Annotated in this window: 18 protein-coding genes; 7 read left to right on the top strand and 11 right to left on the bottom strand. The window is 64.7% G+C overall.

Annotated features, from left to right (window positions below):
* Position 1: 1 nt before the first annotated feature.
* The 4 genes from JKL46_RS15165 to ccmA are packed head-to-tail and all read right to left on the bottom strand — an operon-like array spanning position 2 to position 2,825.
* Positions 2-883 carry a bifunctional helix-turn-helix transcriptional regulator/GNAT family N-acetyltransferase gene (locus JKL46_RS15165; protein ID WP_201834222.1) on the bottom strand — a complete coding sequence of 294 codons (882 nt, stop codon included), beginning with the start codon at positions 881-883 and terminating at the stop codon, positions 2-4.
* Between the two features lie 52 nt (positions 884-935).
* On the bottom strand, positions 936-1,424 hold the full coding sequence (locus tag JKL46_RS15160; RefSeq protein WP_201834204.1) for a GNAT family N-acetyltransferase: 489 nt from the start codon (positions 1,422-1,424) through the stop codon (positions 936-938).
* A 7-nt stretch (positions 1,425-1,431) separates the two neighbouring features.
* Positions 1,432-2,100 (bottom strand): heme exporter protein CcmB, encoded by a 669-nt coding sequence (ccmB, locus tag JKL46_RS15155; RefSeq protein WP_201834202.1) that lies wholly within the window; start codon positions 2,098-2,100, stop codon positions 1,432-1,434.
* Complete coding sequence (gene ccmA, locus JKL46_RS15150; protein WP_201834200.1) at positions 2,100-2,825, bottom strand: heme ABC exporter ATP-binding protein CcmA; 726 nt, start codon at positions 2,823-2,825, stop codon at positions 2,100-2,102. Before ccmA ends, ccmB begins: the two co-directional genes overlap by 1 nt.
* A 221-nt stretch (positions 2,826-3,046) precedes the next feature.
* Between ccmA and acnA the strand changes: the two genes are divergently transcribed.
* Positions 3,047-5,752, top strand: coding sequence for an aconitate hydratase AcnA (gene acnA, locus JKL46_RS15145; RefSeq protein ID WP_201834198.1), 2,706 nt, complete (start codon positions 3,047-3,049; stop codon positions 5,750-5,752).
* Positions 5,753-5,850: 98 nt separating this feature from the next.
* Here acnA and JKL46_RS36320 read toward each other — a convergent pair whose 3' ends face one another.
* Together JKL46_RS36320 and JKL46_RS15135 are read right to left on the bottom strand one after the other, a co-directional pair.
* The gene (locus JKL46_RS36320) at positions 5,851-8,118 is read right to left on the bottom strand and encodes a cadherin domain-containing protein (RefSeq protein WP_201834196.1); all 2,268 of its coding nucleotides are present in this window, start codon (positions 8,116-8,118) and stop codon (positions 5,851-5,853) included.
* Positions 8,119-8,393: 275 nt separating this feature from the next.
* Positions 8,394-11,219 carry a hypothetical protein gene (locus JKL46_RS15135; protein ID WP_201834194.1) on the bottom strand — a complete coding sequence of 942 codons (2,826 nt, stop codon included), beginning with the start codon at positions 11,217-11,219 and terminating at the stop codon, positions 8,394-8,396.
* A gap of 296 nt (positions 11,220-11,515) precedes the next feature.
* Between JKL46_RS15135 and JKL46_RS15130 the strand changes: the two genes are divergently transcribed.
* Together JKL46_RS15130 and ppa are read left to right on the top strand one after the other, a co-directional pair.
* Complete coding sequence (locus JKL46_RS15130) at positions 11,516-12,022, top strand: GNAT family N-acetyltransferase (RefSeq protein ID WP_201834192.1); 507 nt, start codon at positions 11,516-11,518, stop codon at positions 12,020-12,022.
* Between the two features lie 171 nt (positions 12,023-12,193).
* Positions 12,194-12,727, top strand: a complete 534-nt coding sequence (ppa, locus tag JKL46_RS15125; RefSeq protein WP_201834190.1) for an inorganic diphosphatase — start codon at positions 12,194-12,196, stop codon at positions 12,725-12,727.
* Positions 12,728-12,870: 143 nt separating this feature from the next.
* On the opposite strand, the gene JKL46_RS15120 is transcribed toward ppa, so the two are convergent.
* Both JKL46_RS15120 and JKL46_RS15115 read right to left on the bottom strand, forming a co-directional pair.
* On the bottom strand, positions 12,871-14,871 hold the full coding sequence (locus JKL46_RS15120) for a M10 family metallopeptidase C-terminal domain-containing protein (protein ID WP_201834188.1): 2,001 nt from the start codon (positions 14,869-14,871) through the stop codon (positions 12,871-12,873).
* Between the two features lie 135 nt (positions 14,872-15,006).
* On the bottom strand, positions 15,007-16,284 hold the full coding sequence (locus tag JKL46_RS15115; protein ID WP_201834186.1) for a ubiquinone biosynthesis hydroxylase: 1,278 nt from the start codon (positions 16,282-16,284) through the stop codon (positions 15,007-15,009).
* 140 nt (positions 16,285-16,424) lie between these two features.
* Between JKL46_RS15115 and tesB the strand changes: the two genes are divergently transcribed.
* From tesB to JKL46_RS15100, 3 genes are all read left to right on the top strand, one after another.
* A complete protein-coding gene (tesB, locus tag JKL46_RS15110) occupies positions 16,425-17,282 on the top strand; it encodes an acyl-CoA thioesterase II (protein ID WP_201834184.1) in 858 nt (285 codons plus the stop codon).
* Positions 17,283-17,491: 209 nt separating this feature from the next.
* Positions 17,492-17,830 carry a P-II family nitrogen regulator gene (locus tag JKL46_RS15105; RefSeq protein WP_099510019.1) on the top strand — a complete coding sequence of 113 codons (339 nt, stop codon included), beginning with the start codon at positions 17,492-17,494 and terminating at the stop codon, positions 17,828-17,830.
* A 29-nt stretch (positions 17,831-17,859) separates the two neighbouring features.
* Positions 17,860-19,197, top strand: coding sequence for an ammonium transporter (locus JKL46_RS15100; RefSeq protein WP_201834182.1), 1,338 nt, complete (start codon positions 17,860-17,862; stop codon positions 19,195-19,197).
* Between the two features lie 308 nt (positions 19,198-19,505).
* On the opposite strand, the gene JKL46_RS15095 is transcribed toward JKL46_RS15100, so the two are convergent.
* From JKL46_RS15095 to JKL46_RS15085, 3 genes are read right to left on the bottom strand one after another with little or no spacing between them, the layout of a single operon-like run.
* Positions 19,506-20,105: an SCO family protein gene (locus JKL46_RS15095; RefSeq protein WP_201834179.1), complete on the bottom strand. Its 600-nt coding sequence runs from the start codon at positions 20,103-20,105 to the stop codon at positions 19,506-19,508.
* Between the two features lie 15 nt (positions 20,106-20,120).
* Complete coding sequence (locus JKL46_RS15090; RefSeq protein ID WP_201834177.1) at positions 20,121-21,059, bottom strand: DUF1775 domain-containing protein; 939 nt, start codon at positions 21,057-21,059, stop codon at positions 20,121-20,123.
* Positions 21,060-21,100: 41 nt separating this feature from the next.
* Complete coding sequence (locus JKL46_RS15085; RefSeq protein ID WP_201834175.1) at positions 21,101-21,481, bottom strand: hypothetical protein; 381 nt, start codon at positions 21,479-21,481, stop codon at positions 21,101-21,103.
* Between the two features lie 298 nt (positions 21,482-21,779).
* Here JKL46_RS15085 and JKL46_RS15080 point away from each other — a divergent pair.
* Positions 21,780-23,068: DNA translocase FtsK 4TM domain-containing protein (locus tag JKL46_RS15080; RefSeq protein ID WP_201834173.1), on the top strand; the 1,289-nt coding region annotated here is incomplete at its 3' end.

Here is a 23,068-nt window from a genome sequence, read left to right as displayed (position 1 = left end):
CTCAAAGCCGCTTTTCGAACCAGTGATGCGCGTAGGGCTCGCTGTTGAAAGCTGCGACCTCCGCATAGCCTTCCCGGCGATACAGCGCCTGGGCCTCGCTCAGGGTGCGGTTGGTTTCCAGATGCAGCCGCGCGAGGCCTGTTTCGCGTGCCTTGTCCTCGAGCGCCCGCAGCACCTTTCGCGCGATCCCGAGGCCGCGGGCGGAGGGTGAGGTCCACATCCGCTTGATCTCGCCCGTGATGGCGTCCGCGAGTTTGAGCGCACCGCATCCGACAGGTTCGCCGTCGAGCCAGGCCACGATGAAGAAACCCGCAGGAGGCGTCATTTCCGCGACGCTGGCGGAATTGCTCCTGGCGGGGTCGAAGCCGAGTTCGAAACGCTGAGCGAGCTCGCCGAAATACCGCTCCAGACAGGATTGCGCCGCCGCGCTGTCCGCGGCCTCGAAGCGCAATTCCACCTCGCCCGCCCGCAGCAGGCATTCGACCTCGGCCATGGCCGCGACGAGGCGGTCGCGCTGCGCGGGATCGAGGGGCGCGAGGAAGGACGCGGCCAGCTCGTCGGACAGGGTATCGTAGGTTGCCCGCTCGGAGCGGCCCTTTGGTGTCAGGAAAGCCTTGCGGACGCGGCCATCACCCTTCCCGCTCCGCACCTCGACGAGCCCCTGTGTTTCGAGCGCGCGAAGCAGACGGCTGACATAGCCCGAATCCAGTTTGAGCCTGTCGCGCAAGGCCCTCACCTCAATGCCCTCTGGTCCGATTTCGTGCAGAAGCCGCGCCTGTCCCAGGGGTCGGCCGCGCCGGAGATAGCTGTCCTCCAGCGCACCCACATGCTGCGTGACGATGCGGTTGAAGCGGCGAACCTGCTCGATCTGGCGCTCGGTCATTCTCTGACTTTAGTCAGAGAATTGGCGCCGCGCAATGGAGCTGTTTCCGGCTCTAGGCCAGACGATACGACTCGACCGTCTCGAAACCCAACGACCGATAGAGACGAAGCGCGCCTGACGGGTTGTCCGCCTCCACCTTCAGATCGACGTGAGAAAAACCTCTGTCGGCAAAGTTACCGAGGACATGGCTCAGCAGGGCCGAACCCAGCCCCTGACGGCGCATGGCGGGGACGACGGCGAGATCCTTCACGAAGGCGCTCGTCCAGCATTGCGCCACGCCGACGATCTCGTCCTGTTCGTTCGCTGCCATGAAAACCAGCGCCGGATCGTATTCAGAATCGTCGCGCAGGCTCGGCCACCAGATCGCGAAGGGTTCGACATAGCCGCCGCCTCGGGCATAGGCCTCCACAAGCAGGGCATGGACCCGTTGCGCATGCCGGTCGGGCTCGAACGGCGCGAGCCGGATCCCGGCAGGCCAGGCAGGCTTCGGGACTGGAGCGGTCAGGGAACGGCGCAGGCGCAGGACGAGACGCTCCCTCATCGGCCTGCTACTCCCCTGACCTGAGCGCCGCCGCCGCCCCCACCGTGCCGACGACCGCCGCGATCAGCGACAGGGCGACCAGCACCAGGAAGGGCGTCATGAACGGGATCGTGCCGCCGAGCGCCGCATTGGCGGCCGAGACCCCGAAGATCAGGGTCGGGATCATGAAGGGCAGGACGAGGATCGCGAGAATCAGTCCGCCGCGCCTGAGCGACGAGGTCAGCGCCGCTCCGACCGCGCCGATGAAGGTGAGAGCCGGCGTGCCGACCAGAAGGGTCGCCACCATGGCCAGCATGCCTTCCGGCGAGAGCGCCACGAGAAGGCCGAGGAAGGGCGCTGCGATGGCGAGCGGCAGGCCCGTCACCAGCCAATAGGCCAGGACCTTGGCCAGAACCACGATCTCCAGCGGAGCATGCGAGAGGCGCAGGAGGTCGAGGGACCCGTCCTCCTGATCGGCCTGGAACAGGCGGTCGAGGCCGATCAGGGTCGCGAGCAGGGCCGCGATCCAGAGGATTGCCGGGCCGATGCGCGAGAGCAGGTTGAGATCCGGCCCGAGGGCGAAGGGGATCAGCGTGACGATCATCAGGAAGAAGATCAGCCCCATCACCCCCGAGCCGCCGACGCGGGCGGCGAGCTTGAGGTCGCGGATCAGGAGGGCGGTGAAGGATCTGAGCATTATCCCTCTCCCCTCTGCGGGAGAGGGTGGCCCGGAGGGCCGGGAGAGGGGAAGGACGACGACGATGACGCCCCCTCTCCCGCCTCGCTCCGCTCGGCACCCTCCCCCGCGGAGGGGGGAGGGTTAGGGATGCGATCGATCTTGATCTCCTTCGCGTCCTTCAGGAACAAAGGCGAATGGGTCGTAGCGGCAATCATCCCTCCGCTTTCCCGGTGACTTTCGAGAATCAGGCGCAACGTCTCCTGCGAGGAGGTATCCAGCGCCGAGGTCGGCTCGTCGAGGAGCCAGAGCGGCCTGTGGGCGACGAGCAGGCGGGCGAGCGCCACCCGCCGGCGCTGCCCGGCGGAGAGGTAGGCGACGGGGAGCCGGGCGGCATGGGCGAGGCCCACAGCATCGAGAGCCTCCCGCGGGGTGAGCGCCGGGCTCCCAAGAAAATCGCGGGCGAAGGCGAGGTTTTCCTCCGCCGTGAGCGCCGATTTGAGGGCATCCCTGTGCCCGACATAATGCAGGCATTCGGGCAGAATCCGCTCGCCGGCACCCTCCAGGCGAATCGCTCCCGCGGCGGGATGCAGGCGCCCGGCCAGGATGTCGAGCAGGGAGGATTTGCCGGCCCCGTTGCGGCCGGTGATCACCAGGGCCTCGCCCGGCGCGAGGTCGAAGGAAACGCCTTCGAAGATGCGGCGTTCTCCCCGGGTACAGGCCAAATTGTTAACGCTGAGACGCAAACCCTTAAGACCCCTGCCCTGATTGCACCCCGGAATGGTTCTAATCCGTGTAGCGGGATGGTTCGAAATGATCTATAGCACCCTCGGCTGCGCCGCGCGCCAAGGCGTCCAATCCGTCTCGCGCGCTTACCCCCTGTCCGGGCACCCCCGGAGCGGCGCGCGCTTATCGCGCTTTCGGCCGAACAAACTGTTCGTAACCCAAATGCACGCGAGGATTCGCCGTGACGCTCAACAACAGCTTCAATGCCCGCCAGACTCTTAAGGTCGGCGACAAGTCCTATACCTATTACTCCCTCGTCGAGGCCGAGAAGAACGGCCTGAAAGGCGCCTCCAAGCTGCCCTTCGCCATGAAGGTGCTGCTCGAGAACCTCCTGCGCTACGAGGACGGCCGCACGGTCACCAAGACCGATATCGAGGCCGTCGCCGCCTGGCTCGACAACAAGGGCAAGGACGAGAAGGAAATCGCCTATCGCCCCGCCCGCGTCCTGATGCAGGACTTCACCGGCGTTCCGGCGGTGGTGGATCTCGCCGCCATGCGCGACGCCATGAAGAGCCTCGGCGGCGACCCGCGCAAGATCAACCCGCTCGTGCCCGTCGATCTCGTCATCGACCACTCGGTGATCGTCGACGAGTTCGGCACGCCGAAGGCCTTCGACCGCAACGTGGAGCTGGAATACCAGCGCAACGGCGAGCGCTACCGCTTCCTCAAATGGGGCCAGACCGCGTTCGAGAACTTTTCCGTCGTGCCCCCCGGCACCGGCATCTGCCACCAGGTCAACCTGGAGTTCCTGTCTCAGACCGTGTGGACCCGCAAGGACACGGCGACCGGCGAGGAAACCGCCTATCCGGACACCCTGGTCGGCACTGATTCGCACACCACCATGGTCAACGGTCTCGCCGTTCTCGGCTGGGGCGTGGGCGGCATCGAGGCTGAGGCCGCCATGCTCGGCCAGCCGGTCTCCATGCTCATCCCCGAGGTGATCGGCTTCAAGCTCACGGGCAAGCTGAAGGAAGGCGTGACAGCCACCGATCTCGTGCTCACCGTCACCCAGATGCTGCGCAAGAAGGGCGTGGTCGGCAAGTTCGTGGAATTCTACGGCCCCGGCCTCAACGACATGTCGGTGGCCGACCGCTCCACCATCGGCAACATGGCGCCCGAATACGGCGCGACCTGCGGCTTCTTCCCGATCGACAGCAAGACCATCGACTACCTGCGCACCACGAGCCGCACCGACGAGCGCGTCGCTCTCGTCGAGGCCTATGCCAAGGCGCAGGGCATGTGGCGCACCGCCGAGACGCCGGACCCGGTCTTCACCGACACCCTCGAGCTCGATCTGAACGACGTGGTTCCCTCGCTCGCCGGCCCGAAGCGCCCGCAGGACCGCGTGAAGCTCGACACCTCCAAGCCCGAGTTCCTCGGCGCCATGGAGAAGGAGTTCCGTAAAGCAGGCGAGATCGGCAAGCGCGTGAAGGTCGACGGCGCCAATTACGATCTCGGCCACGGCGACGTGGTGATCGCGGCGATCACGTCGTGCACCAACACCTCGAACCCGAGCGTAATGATCGGCGCAGGTCTTCTCGCCCGCAATGCGGTGAAGAAGGGCCTGACCTCCAAGCCGTGGGTGAAGACTTCGCTCGCGCCCGGATCGCAGATCGTCGAGGAATACTTCAAGAAGGCCGGCCTGCAGGGCGACCTCGATGCGCTCGGCTTCAACCTCGTCGGCTTCGGCTGCACCACCTGCATCGGCAATTCCGGTCCGCTGCCGGAAAACATCTCGAAGGCGATCAACGACAACGACCTCGTCGCCGTGTCGGTGCTCTCCGGCAACCGCAACTTCGAGGGCCGCGTGAACCCGGACGTGCGCGCCAACTACCTCGCCTCGCCCCCGCTCGTCGTGGCCTATGCGCTCGCCGGTTCCATGCTGGTGGACCTCGTCAACGATCCCCTCGGCACGGGCTCTGACGGACAGCCGGTGTACCTCAAGGACATCTGGCCTTCCTCCGCGGAAGTGCAGGAGTTCATCGACCGCACGATCACGAGCGAGCTGTTCAAGACCCGCTATGCCGACGTGTTCTCGGGCGATGCCAACTGGAGACAAGTCACCTTCGAGCCCGGCCTCACCTATTCCTGGCCGCCCGGCTCGACCTACGTGCAGAACCCGCCCTATTTCGAGGGCATGACCAAGGATCCCAAGCCCGTTACGGACATCCTGAACGCGCGCATCCTCGGCCTCTTCCAGGATTCGATCACCACCGACCACATCTCGCCTGCGGGCAACATCCGGGCGGCCTCGCCGGCCGGCAAATACCTGCAGGAGCACCAGGTCGCGGTCGCCGACTTCAACCAGTACGGCACCCGTCGCGGCAACCATGAGATCATGATGCGCGGCACCTTCGCCAATATCCGCATCAAGAACCAGATGGTGAAGGACGAGAGCGGCCACGTGGTCGAGGGCGGCTACACGATCCATCATCCCACCGGCGAGCGGATGTTCATCTACGACGCCGCCATGCGCTACAAGGACGAGGGCGTTCCGCTCATCGTTCTCGCCGGCAAGGAATACGGCACCGGCTCGTCCCGCGACTGGGCGGCCAAGGGCACGATCCTGCTCGGCGTGCGCGCCGTGATCGCCGAGAGCTTCGAGCGCATCCACCGTTCGAACCTGGTCGGCATGGGCGTTGCTCCGTTCGTGTTCGAGCAGGGCACCTCCTGGGAGACGCTCGGCCTCAAGGGCGACGAGACGATCACCATCAAGGGCCTCGCAGGCGAATTGAAGCCGCGCCAGCGCATGGAGATGGAAGTTACCTCCGCCGACGGCTCGGTGCGCAAGGTGCCGGTGCATTGCCGCATCGATACGCTCGAGGAAGTCGAATACTTCCGCAACGGCGGCATCCTGCACTACGTCCTGCGCCAGCTCGCGGCTTAAGACGATACGACAGCAAAACGCCCGCTCTTCGCATGAGGAGCGGGCGGGTTCGAGACGAATGGGGCGCTCCGGCATGGGGCGCCCCGTTTCGTTTCGCGTCACACGACGAAGAAGTCGTTGTGAGTGAGCGCGAGGTTTTTCGCCAGCGTGGCGATCTTGATCTGCGCCTTCGATCCCGTGCCGTCCTGGTCGTAATAGAGCGCGCCGGTCTTCCTGTCGTAGACGATCCGGTCCTCTGCATCCTGCGCCTTGGTGCTTTTGACGAACATGTCGGAATTAAACTTCTTCGGCTTCGAGAACGTGCCGGCGCCGAGCTTTGTGAAGACCTTGTTGTCGAGAAAGATGCTGTCGTCCTTGACGCTGAAATCCTCGATCCGGTCGACGTTCGTGCTCTTGTTCGGCTTGGTGTCGAACACGAAGATGTCCTTGCCTGAACCGCCTTTGAGCTGATCCTTACCAAGGCCACCATAGAGGCGGTCATCGCCATCTTCGCCGGAGAGAAGGTCGTTCCCGGCTGCACCGAAGACCGTGTCGTTGCCGGCCTCGCCGATCAGCGTGTCGGCGCCGCCGGTGCCCTGGAGGGTGAAGGGCGTGGTCTCGATGGCGTTGGTGACACTGACCGTCACCGTCAGGCTGGTCGATGCGCCAAACTCATCCTTGGCCTCGATGGTGAGCTGATGCGTGGGCTTGGTCTCGAAGTCGAGGGTGCTTATGACCACGAGGCTGTTGCCGCGAATGGCGAAGGGCGAACTCGTGCCGGAAGCAAGGCTGTAGCGAACCTCGTCGCCATCCGCGTCGGTAGCCGAGAGCGTGCCGACCACGGCACCGATGGGCGCGTTCTCCTCCAGGCTGAGATCCGATGACAGGGCGAGTCCGGTCGGAGTGGCATTGGCTCCAAGCAATTCGGCGCCGTCATCGAAGCGGAGGCCCCTCACGTTCTTGACCAGATCGGTGCCATCCGGCCCTTCGACCGTCACGGTTCCGTCGGGGTTTCGCGTAACCTGATACTGCGCGCGCCGCCCGGAAAACACGGCAAGGTCGTTGTCGCCGTCGCCGCCATCGAGCGTGTCGTTTCCCTTGCCACCATTCAGCGTGTCGTTGCCGTCCTCGCCGTGCAGCTCGTCCGCGCCCGCGGCGCCTGCCAGCGTGTCGTCGAAGCCCGTGCCGTAATACTCGTCGTCGAACGGCGTGCCGGTTAGGTTGACCGCCTTCTGGCGCGGATCGACGATCCGTGCGCGCACGCTGGTTTCAGAAGAATCCCCTTGAGGATTGTAATCGGTCCAACTGACGACGAGCCGGCCGTCCGGAAGCTTTGAGAGAGAAGGATCCCACTGCCCTGCTGTCGGGTCGGCAGTGACCCCGACGCTGCCCTGTTGAACCCCGTCCCGATCAAATGTGGCGAGATGGATATCGGAGGGATCGTCCTGGCCTGAAAGCGTGTGACCGAAGGCGATGGCAAATCCGCCATCGTCGAGGGCGACGATGGGATTGGCAGCTGTTGCGACATCGGTCGTGAGAGTTAGGACAGCGCTTGCCGGATTGCCGTTCGCATCGAAGATCTGGCCCTGGAGGTCGTGGGTTTCGAGATTGCCAGTCATCCACGTGACGACGAAGCGACCATCCTTCAGCAAGGTGGCTGAGGGAGATCCGGACTGGTACACATCGGCAGCGACCGTGATGTCCTTGACCACGCCTCCATCCGCGCGTGCAAATATGCGGGCGCGGATGTCCGTCGCCTGACTGCCGTCGTCTACATACACGAGAAGATCGTTTTGAGCCGTCAGGGTCCTGACGACCGGCTTCAGCTGGTCGAAGCCTGCAGTGCCGCTAACCGCCCTTTCATCCCCGGCTTGCCATTGGCCGCCGTCGCCCCGCGCATAGCTGCGGAACCGGACTCCATAGTCCCGACCGTCATCGGCGCCGTATGCTGCCGTGAACCCTCCATCGGCACGGGCGGCAAGGGAGACGTAGCCGAGCGTGCTCCCTGTGAGTTCGCCCAGCACGAAGTCGCTTTCCGGGGCATTGCCCATAGCGTCGAAGGCACGAACTCGGATGAGGGGATCCGGCGGACCATTATCCTGCCAGGCTATAAGGAATCCCCCATCGCTCAGAGCTACGATGTCAGGTTCGTACTGACTGCCCTCCGAGGTGCTGCTGACGACGAACTCCGACTTCTTTACGGTGCCGTCGGGATTAAAGATGCGTGCTCGGATATCAAGGGAACGACTGGTTTCAGCTTGGCTCCAATCGACGAAGCAGACGACGATGCTCCCGTCAGCGAGAACTGCACTGGCCGGCAGGAGCTGCGAACGGGCCGTCGTCTCGTTGACGAGGAATTCCGAACCCCAAAGAACAGGTGCTGCCATATATCGATTCCCACCGAGCGTGCTATCTTATTGTTATAGCGTTAATATATGCCAGAATGGTCGCCTCATTGGAAGCCCGGCGGCATCATCGTCTCATCAAGACGGCCGCCATCATCGGCGACGGGCGATCCTTTGACCTTTCGGCATGCGATCCGGCAGGAACATTTCCCCTGTCCAGCATTCTGTCGGCTCGTATGGTCCGGCACCGAAACTAAGGGATGCGTGTCGGTAGCGGCAAAGCGCCCCGGTTTGAAGCGCCTCGCTCTCGCTTCATGTCAAACGACGAAGAAATCCTTCTCGGTCATCGCAAGCTTCTTCGAGAGGGTCGCGATCTCCACCGCCTTGCCCCTGCCCGAGCCATCGGCATCGTAGTAAAGTACGCCCTTAGTCTTGTCGTAGATCAGGTAGTCGTTCGCATCCTTGGCCTTCGTGCCGATGGTGAAGAATCCTTTCTTCAGTTGGGCCGGATTATCGGACGTGCCGGACTTGCCCAGCTTGGTGAAGACTTTGTTGTCCAGCCAGAGGCTGTCGTCTTTCACGACGAAGTCGACGATCTTGTCCTTGTTCGTTTTCGCGTTCGGCTTGGTGTCGAACACGAAAATGTCGCTGCCATTGCCGCCCGTCAGTACGTCCTTGCCTGCGCCGCCGTAGAGCGTGTCGTTGCCGTCAACGCCGAAGAGGCGGTCGTTGCCCACCGATCCGAACAACCTGTCATTGCCGATGCCGCCCGTCAGGGCATCGTTGCCTTTCGTGCCGGTCTGCGTCTCGACCACATCCGCAACCTGGATCGTGAACACCTCCTCGTAGGTTGCGCCTGCCTTGTCTGCCACCGTGACGCGGATTTGATGGGACTGCGCCATCTCGTAGTCGAGCCTGGCGCCATCCTTGACGAGGAGGAGTCCATCCGCGCTGACCTCGAAGCGCTCGTCGGTGAGCGAGAAGGTGAAGCTGTCGCCGGCATTCGGATCCGTGGCCGAGAGAAGACCCACCAGCGTGCCCCTTGCAGCACCTTCCTGCACCGAAGCAGAGCTGAGGATGATGTCGGTCGGAGCATGGTTTGCCGGCGCCGGCACGTCCTTGATCGTGACGATGAACTTTTGGGTCGCCGTGCCGCCTTTGCCGTCGTCGACCTTCACCCAGATGTTGCGGGTTTCATCCGCCGTGACCTGGATGCCGCCCTTGGTCGCCAGTTCGTACCCGATCACCTCGGCGCCTCTCCTGAGGGGCCGGATGGCAAATTCGCTGGCGGCCGAAACGTCGTTACCGTTTTCGTCCACCAACGTGTAGGTGAGCGTATCGCCGTCCGGATCCGTCGCGCTCAGGGTCCCCACGGTGATCGATGTAGCGCTCTCGCTGATATGGATCGACAGCGTCAGGCCCGTCGGAGGGCGATTGTCATCCGAGGGATCATTGGCGACATCGATCGTGAAGGCTTTTTTGGTCTCACCACCGTGGCCGTCCGATGCAAAGACATGAATGGTGTAGGATCGCACGGCCTGCGGGCCGTCGTATTCGAGCACCTTCCCAGCAGCGAGCCTGACCTGTCCATTGTCATCGATCACGAACATGCCGCCGGCATTGCCGCCGCCTTCGGCGTTCGTGTCGAAGGCCCAGCTGATGGAATCCTCATCTTCGTCGTCGGCCTGGAGAGTGCCGATGATCGTCGTTCCCTCCGTCACTTCACCGGAAAAGCCGTCGAGCCGTATATCGGTCGGAGCCTCGTTCACATTCGTGACGTCGAGCGTGATCCTGTGGATCGTGGAGAGGCCGCCGGCATCCGTGACCTTGATCCAGAGTTCGTGCGGCCCGACCTGCTCGTCATCGAGACCCGTCTTGAGCAGAATCCTGTCTGAATCCGCTCCCGTGCCGACGGCAAAAAGCGGATGTCCGCCGGGAAGCTCGTCGCCATTCGCATTGGCGACGATCTCATAAGTGAAGGCGTCGCCCGCATCCGGATCTTCACCGGTCAGCGTCGCGACGACCGCACCTGTCTCCGCATCTTCCGCAACCGTGCCGCCTGCAACCGAGATGCCCGTCGGAGCGCGATTGTCGTCCGAGGGGTCATTGGCGACGTTGATCGTGAACGAATGCGTGGTCGTGACGCCGAACGCGTTCCTGGCCGTGACGACGATCGTGTAGGTATGCACGGCTCCCGGCCCGTCATAGTCGAGCGCCTTGCCGGGAGCGAGTTTGACGATGCCGTCCTCGATGACGAACATGCCGTCGGCATCGCCGCCGCCCTCAGTCGTGTCGTCGAAGGACCAGGCGATCCCGCCCTGGTCGGCCGTCAGCGCACCGATCTCAGTTGCGCCTTCGACAACGGAGACCTCGTCCGTGCTGGCGGCCAGTTTTAGGCCGGATGGCGTTTCGTCGGCGGTAGAAAGATCGACGGTCAATCCGGCGAATTGGAGAAATTCGATTCCCGTGAGGGTATCCACGCCATCGCCGTCCGGCCGCCTATCGACCACCGTGAAGGAGCCGTCTTCATTCCTGGTGACGGTGTAGTTCTCGAGGGCGCCGGCGAAGACCGCCGTATCGCTGCCGTCGCCGCCATTCAGAATGTCGTTGCCTGCGCCGCCGGAGAGGAAATCGTTATCCGTCCAGCCCTCGAGCACGTCGGCGCCTTCGCCGCCGTCGAGGGTGTCGTTGCCGCCATTGCCATACAGCTGGTCGTTCCCGCCCAGGCCTTCGAGGCGATTTGCGCTGCCGTCGCTGCCGTAGATCGTGTTGTCGCCGTTATTGCCGGCGCCGTCGATGGGGTTGTATCCCTGCAACTCCAGGATTTCGACATGATCGGGGAGGGTGTAGGACACATAGGCCGTCACGAAATCCCTGGTGCCGCCTCCCGCGTTCTCGATGATCGCGTCCTCGGGATCATTGACGACATAGGCGTCGTTGCCCCCGCCCCCTTCCAGGGTGTCCGCGCCTTCTCCCCCATCGAGCCGGTTATCCGCGCCGTTTCCGGTGATGTGGTTGTCGAGGGCATTGCCGGTCACGCCGGCATTCTGATCGGTGTGCTCTTGGCCGTCCGACAGGGAGAAATCTTGGGCCTCGTCGAGGAAGTAGGTGTTCGTAACGGGATCGAATCGATATTGGGCCATGACGCGCGCACTCCGCCGAGCGAAGGTCCGGCCTCTCGCTCAAGGGAGCTCGTTATAGCATATCGTGACAATTTTCATACGTGCGGTCCCTTGCATTTCGGAAAGTCCGGACATCCGAGATCCAGATCCAGGGATTGCCCGGTGCCGCGCCTTGCGTCGTTTTGACCGGTCCCCTACCCCGCCTGAGGACTTAAAACGCCACGCTTTCGCGCCTACGCTCGCGGGGTGCGTTAGGGCGCCGTTAACCCTTTCGCGCGGAAACTGGGTCATTGCCTCTCACCCCTTTGCCAAGAGCCATGAGCGACCTTCTTGTCAGCATCCGCCATGCGAAGCCCGACGATGCCGACGCGTTGTCCAAAGTCTTCGAGGCGGCCTGGCGGGAGGCTTATCTCGGGATCATCCCCGGCGTGACCCTCGACAAGATGATCTCCCGGCGCAGCCAGCGCTGGTGGCGCTCCACCGTTTCCCGCGGGCGGCCGCTCGTGGTGCTCGACATGGGCCAGGGGGCTGTCGGCTACGCGTCCTACGGCCGCTGCCGCGACCGGTCGCTGCCGGCGAAGGGGGAAATCGACGAGCTCTATCTGCTGCCGGAATACCAGGGCATCGGGCTGGGGCGGCGCCTGTTCAAGGCCGTTTGCAACGATCTCCGCCACCGGGAGATGGAGCGGATCGCGGTCTGGGCGCTCGAGGAAAACGGGCGCGCCTGCGCCTTCTATGCGGGCATGGGCGGGCAGCGCATCGCCCGGGTCGAGGAGCGCATCGGCGGAAAGCCCCTGGCCAAGGTCGCCTATCTCTTCCGCTGACCGGGCCTTCCCTCCCGAAAAAGCCCCGAATCCCTTGACATTGAGCGCTTCGAAAAGGGTTCCCCTTTTGCAGCCGATGCTCTAGGGAAGCGTCATTTCTGGTGCCGCCTTCCTCCCGGGGAGGGCGCGGCACACGACGATGCTTCAAGCCCTGTTCCGGAGAACAGCTCTATGCGCCTCGATGCGATCAAGATTGGAAAGAACCCGCCGGACGACGTGAATGTCGTCATCGAAGTGCCCCTCGGCGGCGAGCCCATCAAGTACGAGATGGACAAGGAATCCGGCGCCCTCGTCGTCGACCGCTTCCTCTATACCTCCATGCGGTATCCCGGGAATTACGGCTTCATCCCCCACACCCTGTCCGGCGACGGTGACCCCTGCGACGTGCTCGTCGCCAACACCCGCGCCATCGCGCCGGGCGCCATCATGAACGTGCGCCCCGTCGGCGTCCTCGTGATGGAAGACGACGGCGGCCAGGACGAGAAGATCATCGCCGTGCCGTCGAGCAAGCTGACCCAGCGCTACGACCGGGTCGGGACCTATACGGACCTGCCCGAGATCACGATCAAGCAGATCGAGCATTTCTTCGAGCACTACAAGGACCTGGAGCCCGGCAAATGGGCCAAGATCATCCGCTGGGGCGATGCCGAAGAGGCCCGCCGGCTGATCCTCGAGGCCGTCGAGCGCGCCAAGGCCGCGAAGTAAGGCCCGTTTGCGTCTTTGAAGCAGAGCCCGGCTCGGACATCCGAGCCGGGCTTTTTCCTCCGAACGCGTCGTCCTCAAAGTCTGGCGCGGTGGTCGCTATCCCTAGCCCTCAGGATGAGGCAGGAGATTGATGCGCCGGATTGTCAGATCACGAAGAAGTCCTTGTGCGTGATCTTCAGGTTCTTGCCGATGCTGGCGAACTGGATCGCGTTGGCCGATCCGGACCCGTCCGGATCGTAGAACAGGGCGCCGCTCTTCTTCAGGTACAGGATCCGGTCATCGCCGTCCTTGAACCGGTCGCCCACTACGAAGGCTTTGCTCGACAGCGTGCCCTTGGACAGCTTGGGGAAGGCCTTCTTCGACAGGTGCATCACGTCGTCGACGGGCACGAAATCCGCGATGGTATCGCGGTTCGTTTTGGCACTCGGCCTCTGATCGAAGACGAAGACATCCTTTCCAGCCCCGCCGAAGAGCGTGTCGTTGCCGGTCCCGCCGATGAGCGTGTCGTTGCCGATCTGGCCGGAGAGGGTGTCGTTGCCGCCGAGGCCCGAGAGCCGGTCATTGCCCGACTCACCGGTCAGCTGATCCGCGCGCGACGTTCCGGACCGGACCTGCGGGGTCGTCTCGACGGTGTTGCGCACGGTGATACTGAGGGTCCTGGTGAACTCGCCGCCATAGGCGTCCTGTACCTTGACGGAGAGCGTATGCTCGGTGGCGGTCTCGTAATCGAGGGCCCTCACCAGAACGATCTCTTCGCCGCTTGCATCAAGGCCGAAGAACCCACCAGGATTCGACACGAGGCTGTAGGTCAGGTCGTCGCCGTCGGGATCGGTGCTGTAGAGATTGATCACGCTCTCGCCGACCTGCGTGCTTTCCGAGATGGAGGTGCTCGACACGGAAATATTGGTAGGCGCGCGGTTGGTGAGAGCGATCGTCTGGTCCGAGAACTCTAAGAAGCGGATGTCCGTGACCCGGTCGATGCCGTCGCGTCCACCCACCAGGTCTTCGATGAGATAGGAGCCATTGATGCTCGGGGATATGTCGTAGTTCGCCCGCACGCCGGAGAATACCGCCGTGTTCTCACCCGAGCCGCCCTCCAAAGTATCGTTGCCCTTGCCGCCTTGGAGCGTGTCCTTGCCGCCATTGCCGATGAGTTTGTTGTCGGCATCGTTGCCGATGAACCGGTCGGCGCCGGAGCCGCCTTCCAGATTCACGATGTTGACCAGCGTGTCGGACCCGTAGCCGTTGGTGTTCTGTGAGCCGGATATCGTGAGATTAACCCTCGCTGACGAGGAGCCTGTGTAGCGCGCCGTGTTATTGCCGGTGCCGCCATCGAGGCTGTCGCTGCCTGCCCCACCTTCGAGCGTGTCGTTTCCGCCGCCGCCCACGAGGGTATTGCTGCCGGTGCTGCCGATGAGGTCGTCATTATGCGCGCCGCCGATCACATTCTCGATGTCGAGAAGCGTGTCGTTGCCCTGCCCACTGTTCTCGCCGATGATCTGGATATTCGTGCTGGAGAGATTGACCCTCACACCGGCCGCCGCCTCGGAGTAATCGACCGTGTCGTTTCCGCTGCCGCCATCGATGAAATCGTTGCCTGCGCCGCCGGAGAACCTCTCCGCACCCGCGCCGCCATAGGCGGTATCGTTGCCGTTTCCGAGCTTGATGACGCCACGGGTCGCGGACCCCTGAAGGCCGTCGTAGAAGTCGTTGCCGTCCTGCAGGTCCAGGAGGACAGCGTCGGAAGCCGTTGATGTGGTGTTCAAGGTACCGGTATTGACGATCCTGTCGTTGCCCGCATTGCCCAGGACGGCGAGAGAGGCGGAGGTGATCGTTCCGAAATTTGTGAGCGTGAGGGCTCCGCTTCCCGCGTATTGGATCGCTGACCCATTCCCACCTTCGATGGTGCCCTCGTTGGTCACGAAGGTCGCAGGTCCCGTGAGGTATATGCCGTCGGTCGATCCAGCGACTTTCCTGGTCTTGCGGACCAGGAGGTGATCCACTGCGTTCGCTTTGATGCCCGTCAGAGTGTCGCTGATTACGTCAAGGTCGATCACGAGCAGACCGGCTCCGCTGAATTGCAGCCTTGCCTCCGCTCCGCTCGCGGGAAGGGGATTGGTGTCGTCGAAGATCACTGTGGCCATGAAGCATCCGCAAGGTCTGAAAAGCAGGATGCCACTATATACGTTATTCTATTTCATGAGAAGCATTACACTACCCACCGAGATGCCGTTCCGGTCTCTTCGCAGACGTGAAGGCTTAAGGCCAAAGTGATTGCGTCAGAGCGCCTCACCCTTCAGCAGCCGCGGCGCCTCGCGGCCGGTCAGGCCTGCGGCTTCGCGGATGAAGAAGCGCTTCAGTCCCGGCATGCGGTCGACGAGGCCGAGGCCGAGATCGCGGATTAGGCGCACGGGCAGCATGTCGTTGGAGAACAGGCGGTTCAGGCCATCCGTCATCAGGCCCATGGCGGTGATGTCGGCACGCCGCGCGCGCTCGTACTGATCGAGCACGTCGGCCGCGCCGGGATCCAGCCCCAAGCGCATGGCATCGGTGACGATCTCGGCGAGCGCCGCCGCATCGTGCAGGCCGAGATTGAGACCCTGGCCGGCGATGGGGTGGATCACATGGGCGGCATCGCCGAGAAGCGCCACTCTTTCGCCGACGAAGGAGCGTGCGACACCGAAGGACAGGGGATGGGCCTGCGGGCGGGTCTCGAAGGACAATCTGCCGAGCTGCAGGCCGAAGCGGCGCTCGAGCTCGATGAGCAGGTCTTCGGGGTGGGACTCGAGCAGCGCCGGCACGTTCTCCGCGCGCTCGGTCCAGACGATGGAGGAGCGGTGATGCACGGTTCCGTCGGCCCGGATTTCGTCCTTCAGGGGCAGGATCGCGAAGGGGCCGGAGGGCAAAAAGTGCTCCACTGCCCTGCCCTCGTGATCGCGCTCATGGGCGATGGTGGCGACGATGCCGGATTGCTTGTACGGCCAGGCGATCCAGCCGATGCCGGCCTGCTCGCGCAGGCGCGAGCGCGCGCCGTCGGCGGCAACCAGAAGCGCTGCGTGAAGGGTCTCACCGGCGGTCAGCGCGACATCCGTATGCGCTCCGGCTACGGCAAATCCCTTCACGCCTTCGGCCCTGAGATCGACGCCCGCCTTCCGGCAGGCATCGAGCAGCGCGGCGGTGATGTCGCCCGCGGTCATCATGTGCGCGAAGGGCTCGCCCGCACCCACCTCGCCTGCGAAGGTGAGGAATGTCGGGCGCACCGGGTCCTGCAGCCGGCTGTCGGTGATCTCCATGTCGAGGATCGGTTGCGCCCTGTCCTCAACCTCCCTCCAGACGCCGAGCGCCTCCAGCATCCGGCGGGCGGCCGCGGCGATGGCGTAGGAGCGCTTGTCGCCGTGCGGATCGCGCTTGAGCGCCGGATCGCACATGGTCACATCCACGCCGTCCGAGAGCGCCGTCTTGAGCGCCAGCGCGAGGGACAGCCCGGCCAGACCGCCGCCGGCGATGACGATGCGCGGACGCGTCGGGGATTGGGCCTTCCGCCTTGCTGCGCTCATCGCTTGCGTCTCCATCACTCGACCTTCGGCACTCGAACGTTATAGGTGGGTGTCAGCGATCCATCGGCCAGCGTCAAGCTTGACCTTCTTGAACCTCTCCCCAATGGATGACAGCATCCGATCGAAGGATCTCAAAACCCATGTCCCGCGCCGTTTCCGACCTTCTCGCCATTCTCGACCTCGAACAGCTCGAGGTGAACCTGTTTCGCGGCCAGAGCCCGAAAAGCGGCTGGCAGCGGGTCTTCGGCGGACAGGTGGTCGGCCAGGCGCTGGTGGCCGCAACACGCACGGTCGAAGGGCGCCATCCCCATTCGCTCCACTGCTACTTCATGCTGCCCGGCGACCCCAAGGTTCCGATCATCTACGAGGTGGATCGCATCCGCGACGGCAAGAGCTTCACCACGCGCCGGGTGCTGGCGATCCAGCACGGGCAGGCGATCTTTTCCATGTCGGCCTCCTTCCATCTCGAGGAGGACGGCTTTGCGCATCAGGCGGAGATGCCCAAGGTGCCTGGCCCCGACGAATTGCCGAGCGAGGAAGAGGTGAAAGGCGGCCTGCTCCTCAAGATGCCGGAGCCCATGCGCACCTATTACGAGCGCGAGCGACCGCTCGAAATCAGGCCCGTGGAGATCAACCGCTATCTCTCGCGCGATCCGGGCGAGCCGCGTTTCCATGTCTGGATCAAGACCACCGGCCGCCTGCCCGACGATCCGGCGATCCACCAATGCGTCCTGGCCTACGCCTCCGACATGACGCTCCTCGACACCTCCCTGATTCCCCATGGGCGGACCGTCTTCGAACCCGACATCCAGCCGGCGAGCCTGGACCACGCCATGTGGTTCCACCGCCCCTTCCGCGCCGACGAATGGCTGCTTTACGCGCAGGATACGCCCAGCGCAGGCGGCGCGCGCGGCTTCTCGCGCGGACTCATTTTTAAGCAGGATGGGACCTTGGTCGCATCGGTTGCCCAGGAAGGCCTCATCCGCGTGCGTCGCTGATACCTTCTGCCTAAAATTTCATCAAATAAGCTATTTTATAGCCGAGCTTCCGCTGCCTCTTTTCCAGGCAGGGGCCGATCCCCTATGGCCTCAAGGCCTTGGCACGCTTCTTGCGTAGAGCCCCGCGACACCCGTCCGGACCAGGCCGGGTTCATCGTGGAAACCGCCGCTCGGTGTCGGGCGGACGTCTCAAAAAGGGGGCTCAACCCATGAAAATCGTGATGGCGGTCATCAAGCCGTTCAAGCTCGAGGAGGTGCGCGACGCGCTCACCGCTCTCGGCGTGCACGGCCTCACCGTGACCGAGGTGAAGGGATACGGACGGCAGAAGGGCCATACGGAGATCTATCGCGGCGCGGAATATGCCGTGAGCTTCCTGCCGAAGCTGAAGATCGAGGTCGCGGTGGCGAGCGAGCTCGTGCCCCAGGTGATCGATGCGATCACGGCGGCCGCGCGCACGGGCCAGATCGGCGACGGCAAGATCTTCGTCACCTCGCTCGAGAAAGCGGTTCGCATCCGCACGGGCGAGACCGACATCGACGCCCTTTGATTTCCTGTTTTTTCCGGAGTTCACATCCGATGAAGTTTCGTCATCTCCTCATGCCGGCGCTCGGTGCGCTGGGTTTAAGCCTCACACTCGTCGACCCCACCCTCGCGCAGGACGCAGCCGCACCGACGGTCAACAAGGGTGACACGGCCTGGATGCTCGTCTCGACGATCCTCGTGATCCTCATGACGATCCCGGGCCTCGCCCTGTTCTATGGCGGCCTCGTGCGCACCAAGAACATGCTCTCGGTGCTGATGCAGGTCTTCGCCGTGTTCTCCCTCGTTGCGATCCTGTGGTCGTTCTACGGCTACTCGCTCGCCTTCACCTCCGGCGGCGAAGGCGTCGGCGCCTTCATCGGCGGCTTCTCCAAGGCGTTCCTGGCCGGCGTGACCACGGATTCCACCGCCGACACCTTCACCAAGGGCGTCGCGATTCCGGAATTCACCTTCATCGCCTTCCAGCTCACCTTCGCGGCCATCACGCCTGCCCTGATCGTCGGCGCCTTCGCCGAGCGCATCAAGTTCTCCGCGGTGATGGTGTTCACCGGCCTGTGGCTGACCTTCGTGTATCTTCCGATCGCGCACATGGTGTGGTTCTCGGAAGGCTATCTCTTCGCCATGGGCGCCCTCGACTTCGCGGGCGGCACGGTGGTTCACATCAACTCGGGCGTGGCCGGCCTCGTCGGCGCGATCATGATCGGCAAGCGCGTCGGCTATGGCCGCGACCTGCTCGCCCCGCACTCGCTGACGCTCACCTTCGTCGGCGCCTGCCTGCTGTGGGTCGGCTGGTTCGGCTTCAATGCCGGCTCGAACCTGGAGGCCACCGGCGGCGCCGCGCTTGCCGTGATCAACACCATCCTCGCTCCGGCCGCCGCAGGCCTGTCCTGGATGACCGTGGAAGCCATGGGCAAGGGCAAGGCCTCGCTGCTCGGCATCGCCTCGGGTGCGGTCGCCGGCCTCGTCGCCATCACGCCTGCCGCCGGTCTTGCCGGCCCGATGGGTTCGATCGTTCTCGGCCTCGTCGCCGGCGCGGTCTGCTACATCGCCGTCACCGGCGTGAAGAACGCACTCGGCTATGACGACGCCCTCGACGTGTTCGGCATCCACGGCGTCGGCGGCATCATCGGCGCCATCGGCACCGGCATCGTCGCGGCACCTTCGCTCGGCGGCTACGGCGTCGGCGAATACGCCATCGGCAGCCAGCTGGTGACGCAGGTCATCGCGGTCGTCATCACCCTGCTCTGGACCGGCATCGGCTCCGTGGTGCTCTACAAGATCACCGACCTGGTCGTCGGCCTGCGCGTCACCCAGGACCAGGAGCGCGAAGGCCTCGACCTCGCCGACCACGGCGAGCGTGCCTACAACTACTGAAGAACAGCCTTCCAGAGGCGGAAACGGAAAGCCCCGGCCTCTCGGCCGGGGCTTTTTTGTTGGATAAGGCAGTCATCCCGGACGAAGCGCAGCGAAGATCCGGGATCGCGAGACGAGTGTAGCGCAGGTATCCCCTCCCTCCTTGTGGGGGAGGGCTAGGGAGGGGGGTGTGAGCGCCAACCTCCCAGAATGACGCGCCAGCACCCCCCTCTCCATCTCTCCCCCACAAGGGGGGAGAGGGCTGGTCGCGCTTTATCCTGCATGCGATCCCGGATCGGCTGCGCCGTCCGGGATGACTCACGCAAACCTCACCCGTTCTTGATCAGCTGCCGCAGCTTGGCGCGGCGCGTCTCCTCCGGCTCCTGGAAGTTGGAGGTGCCGTAGAACTCGCCCTTGCTGTCCATCAGGAACAGGGTCGCCGAATGATCCATGGTGTAGCCGTCATCGGTCGGCACCTTGCGGTAATAGACCTTGTAGGCGCGCGCCGCCGCCGCGATCTCGTCCTCGGTGCCCGACAATCCGACGATGCGCGGATCGAAGGAGGAGAGATAGGTCTTCATCAGCTCCGGCGTGTCGCGCGCCGGATCCACCGTGACGAAGGCCGCCTGCAGCCTGTCGGCATCCTTGCCCAGGGCCGCCATGTCCTGGGTCAGATCGTAGAGGGTCGTCGGGCACACCTCGGGGCAATGGGTGAAACCGAAGAAGACCACGAAGGGCTTGCCCTTCAGGTCTGCTTCCGTGAACGGCTTGCCCTCATGGCTCGTGAGCTTGAACGGCCCGCCGATCGGCACCCGGCCGGCGCTCTGCTGCTGCCCGGACGGGAACAGCAGCAGGCCTGCGGTCACCAGCAGGACCAGGAGGCCGGTGGTGAAGACCAGAAGGGGGACGAGAAGACGCTTGAACGTCATGGCTTGCCTCCCGCTTTAGTGCTTGTGCTCGGAGGAGCCTGCGCCGCCCATGCCGCGCACCGAATATTCCACCTCGACGGCGCCCGCCTTTTCGAAGACGAGGGTGCCCTTGATGGTCTGGCCCTCTTTCAGCGGCTCCTTCAGGTCCATGAACATGAGATGGAGACCGCCCGGCTTCAGTTCCACGGTGGCGCCGGGCTTGATCTCGAGACCGCCCTCGACGGGCTTCATGCGCATGACGTCGCCCTCCATGCGCATCTCGTGCACCTCGACCTTGGAGGCGAGCGGAAACGAGCCGCCGACGAGACGGTCGGAGGCCGTGCCCGCATTGGTGATGGAGAGATAGCCGCCGCCGACCTTGGCGCCGCCGGGCGTCGCCCGCGACCAGGGTTGCGCGAGCGTCAGCGCGCCTGCCTTCACGTTCTGCGTCGCGGCCGTGGCGGTGCCGGCGATGCGGATGCCCGGCGCAGGCGATTTCAGGCTGTGCGGATCCTCGCCCGCGGCCGGCACCTGAGTCCATTCCTCGGTCGCAGCATCGCATTCCTGCACCACGGGGAAATAGACCGTCGCACCCGGCTGATAGGCGTCGGTGAAGCGGGCCTGGAACACGAACTCGTCGTAATAGGCATCGTCGAGCGAGCCGGTCCAGACGATGTCGGTAACGCCCTCGCTCACCGCCTCGCCATTGACCTGATAGGCCTTCACGTAGGCGCCCTTGGCGGTCTCGAGCTTCCAGCCGGCCTTGGGCATCGGCTTGACCGCGACGACGCCCTCCGGGATGCGCACGCGCACTTTCAGGGTCGGCTTGCCGGCGCAGCCATGGGGGATGCGCAAGGTCGCCTTGTAGGTGGAATTGGGATTGGCCTGACCGTTCTCGAAACTCACATGGGCGAGCGCGGGAGTGGAAACGGCAACGAAAACGGCGGCAAGCGCGCCGAGGCGAGACGGGATCATGGAAAACTGTCCTTGAGAGAAGGGAAATCGTCGGTCGGCAATCAGCCGAGGCGCGGCGGCGCGCGCGATCCCAGAGGCAGGACAGTGGATGTCAGACGCAGATCGAACGCATCGCCGAGCAATTCGGTCGCCATCGCGACCGGTGCGATGCGCCCGAGGATGGCGGCGGCCGGAGCCGGCCCCGCTGCGCCGGGACTGTGACAGCTTAACGTGCAGCAGAGAGCCTCATGCGCCTTCTTCGGATCGTGATCGGGCGCGCTCGAACCGTCCTGGACGCAGATGATCCCCTGCGCCTCGGCGGCTGCGGCGGCATGAAAGGCGCCGCTGACGGAGAGAAGCACGAGCTGCAGCACGAAGGCATAGGCCATCACGGCCGCAATCGCGGCGCGCGTCCAAACCGTCCGGGAAGCCCTGCCTGACATGGCCGGGACACTGGTCTTTTCGGCATCGGACGTCAACAGGACAGAAGGCCTTTGCACCCTCCCACGTCGTCACCGGCCTTGTGCCGGTGATCCCGATCAAGAAAAGCGCGGCGCTCCGCGGGATCGGGATGGCCGGGACGAGCCCGGCCATGACGGAGCGTGGTACTCCCCCGCGAGCAGGAGCCGGGAAATCCGCGCTCGCCCCCGCCCAATCCGTTTACGGTTAAAGGACCCTTAACCCGGCGCCGCTACGATCCGTAGCAACATTGTCCCGTCCCATGGTTTTCAGAGTGGTTCGATGCGTGCGGCCCGCCGTTCTTCCTCAGCCTATGATGGCCTCTTCAGCGCCTTCCGGGCCTTTCTCGCCCGCCGCGCGCAGGAGCTGACGGGCCTGTGCCTGATCGCCGCCGCCGGTGCGGTCGCGGTGGCGCTCGGCACCTGGTCGGTCGACGACCCGAGCCTGAACAACGCCACCGACCTGCCCGTCCGCAACCTGCTCGGCTGGCCCGGCGCCATCGTCGCCGACCTGCTCATGCAGCTCCTGGGACTTGGCGCCATCGCCGCCGTGCTGCCCCTCGCCCTCTGGGGCTGGCGGCTCATGAAATCCGGCGATCTCGGCCGCCTGCAGCTGCGCCTTGCCCTCTGGGTCATCGGAGCCGGCGCCGCCACGGCGCTGGCGAGCGCCCTGCCCCCGACCCAGAGCTGGCCCCTGCCGACAGGCCTCGGCGGCGTGGTCGGCGATGCGATCCTCGCGGGTGCCAAGGCGGTCACGGGATTGTCCAGCGGGGCCGCCAGCGCCGTGCTCGGCCTCCTGTTCGCCGGCATCGCGATCCTGACCCTCACCGCCGCGTGCGGCCTCGGCCCGGCGGAGGGACGCCGCCACGAGGAGCCGGAGGAGCTCGAAGACCTTCAGCCGGCCCGGCGCCGCAAACTCCAGGATTGGGACGAGGCGGAGGAGATCGGCCACGACGAACCCGGCTGGGGCATCGTCTCGCTCGGTGCCCTCGCCCATGGCCTCATGAGCCTGCGCGCCTCGGCCCGCCGCTGGAAGGAGGGGCGCCGGCAGAGCTTCGACGACGAATATGAGGCAGCGCCAGAGCCGGCGAAGCGGCCGTCGCGCCAGCCCGGCCTGCGCCGCGAACCGGTTCTCGACGGCGCACCTCCGCGTCCGCGCCCGGCACCCTCCTCCGCGCCCATGCACGACGAGGACGAGGCCGGCTGGGACGGGGAGGAGCTGCCGCCCGTCCGCCAGGCCGCCAGGCCCGAGCCTGCCCCGACCCGGGTTGGCCCCGCCCATGCGGCGCCGAAACCCGGCAAGCGCATGGCCCGCGAGGCCCAGCCCTCCCTGCTCGACGAAGAGAATTACCAGCTGCCGCAGCTCGGCCTGCTCGCCGAGCCGAAGCGGCCGTCGGTCCCGACGATCTCGGCCGAGGCCCTGGAGCAGAACGCCGCCCTGCTCGAAGGCACCCTCGAGGACTTTGGGGTCCGCGGCGCCATCACCAAGGTCAATCCCGGCCCGGTCGTGACGCTCTACGAGTTGGAGCCTGCGCCTGGGACGAAGTCGTCGCGGGTGATCTCGCTCGCCGA

This window comes from Microvirga zambiensis WSM3693 (genome assembly GCF_016735695.1).
GTDB classification, from domain to species: Bacteria; Pseudomonadota; Alphaproteobacteria; order Rhizobiales; family Beijerinckiaceae; genus Microvirga; species Microvirga zambiensis.
This window is presented reverse-complemented; position numbering and strand designations above follow the sequence as displayed.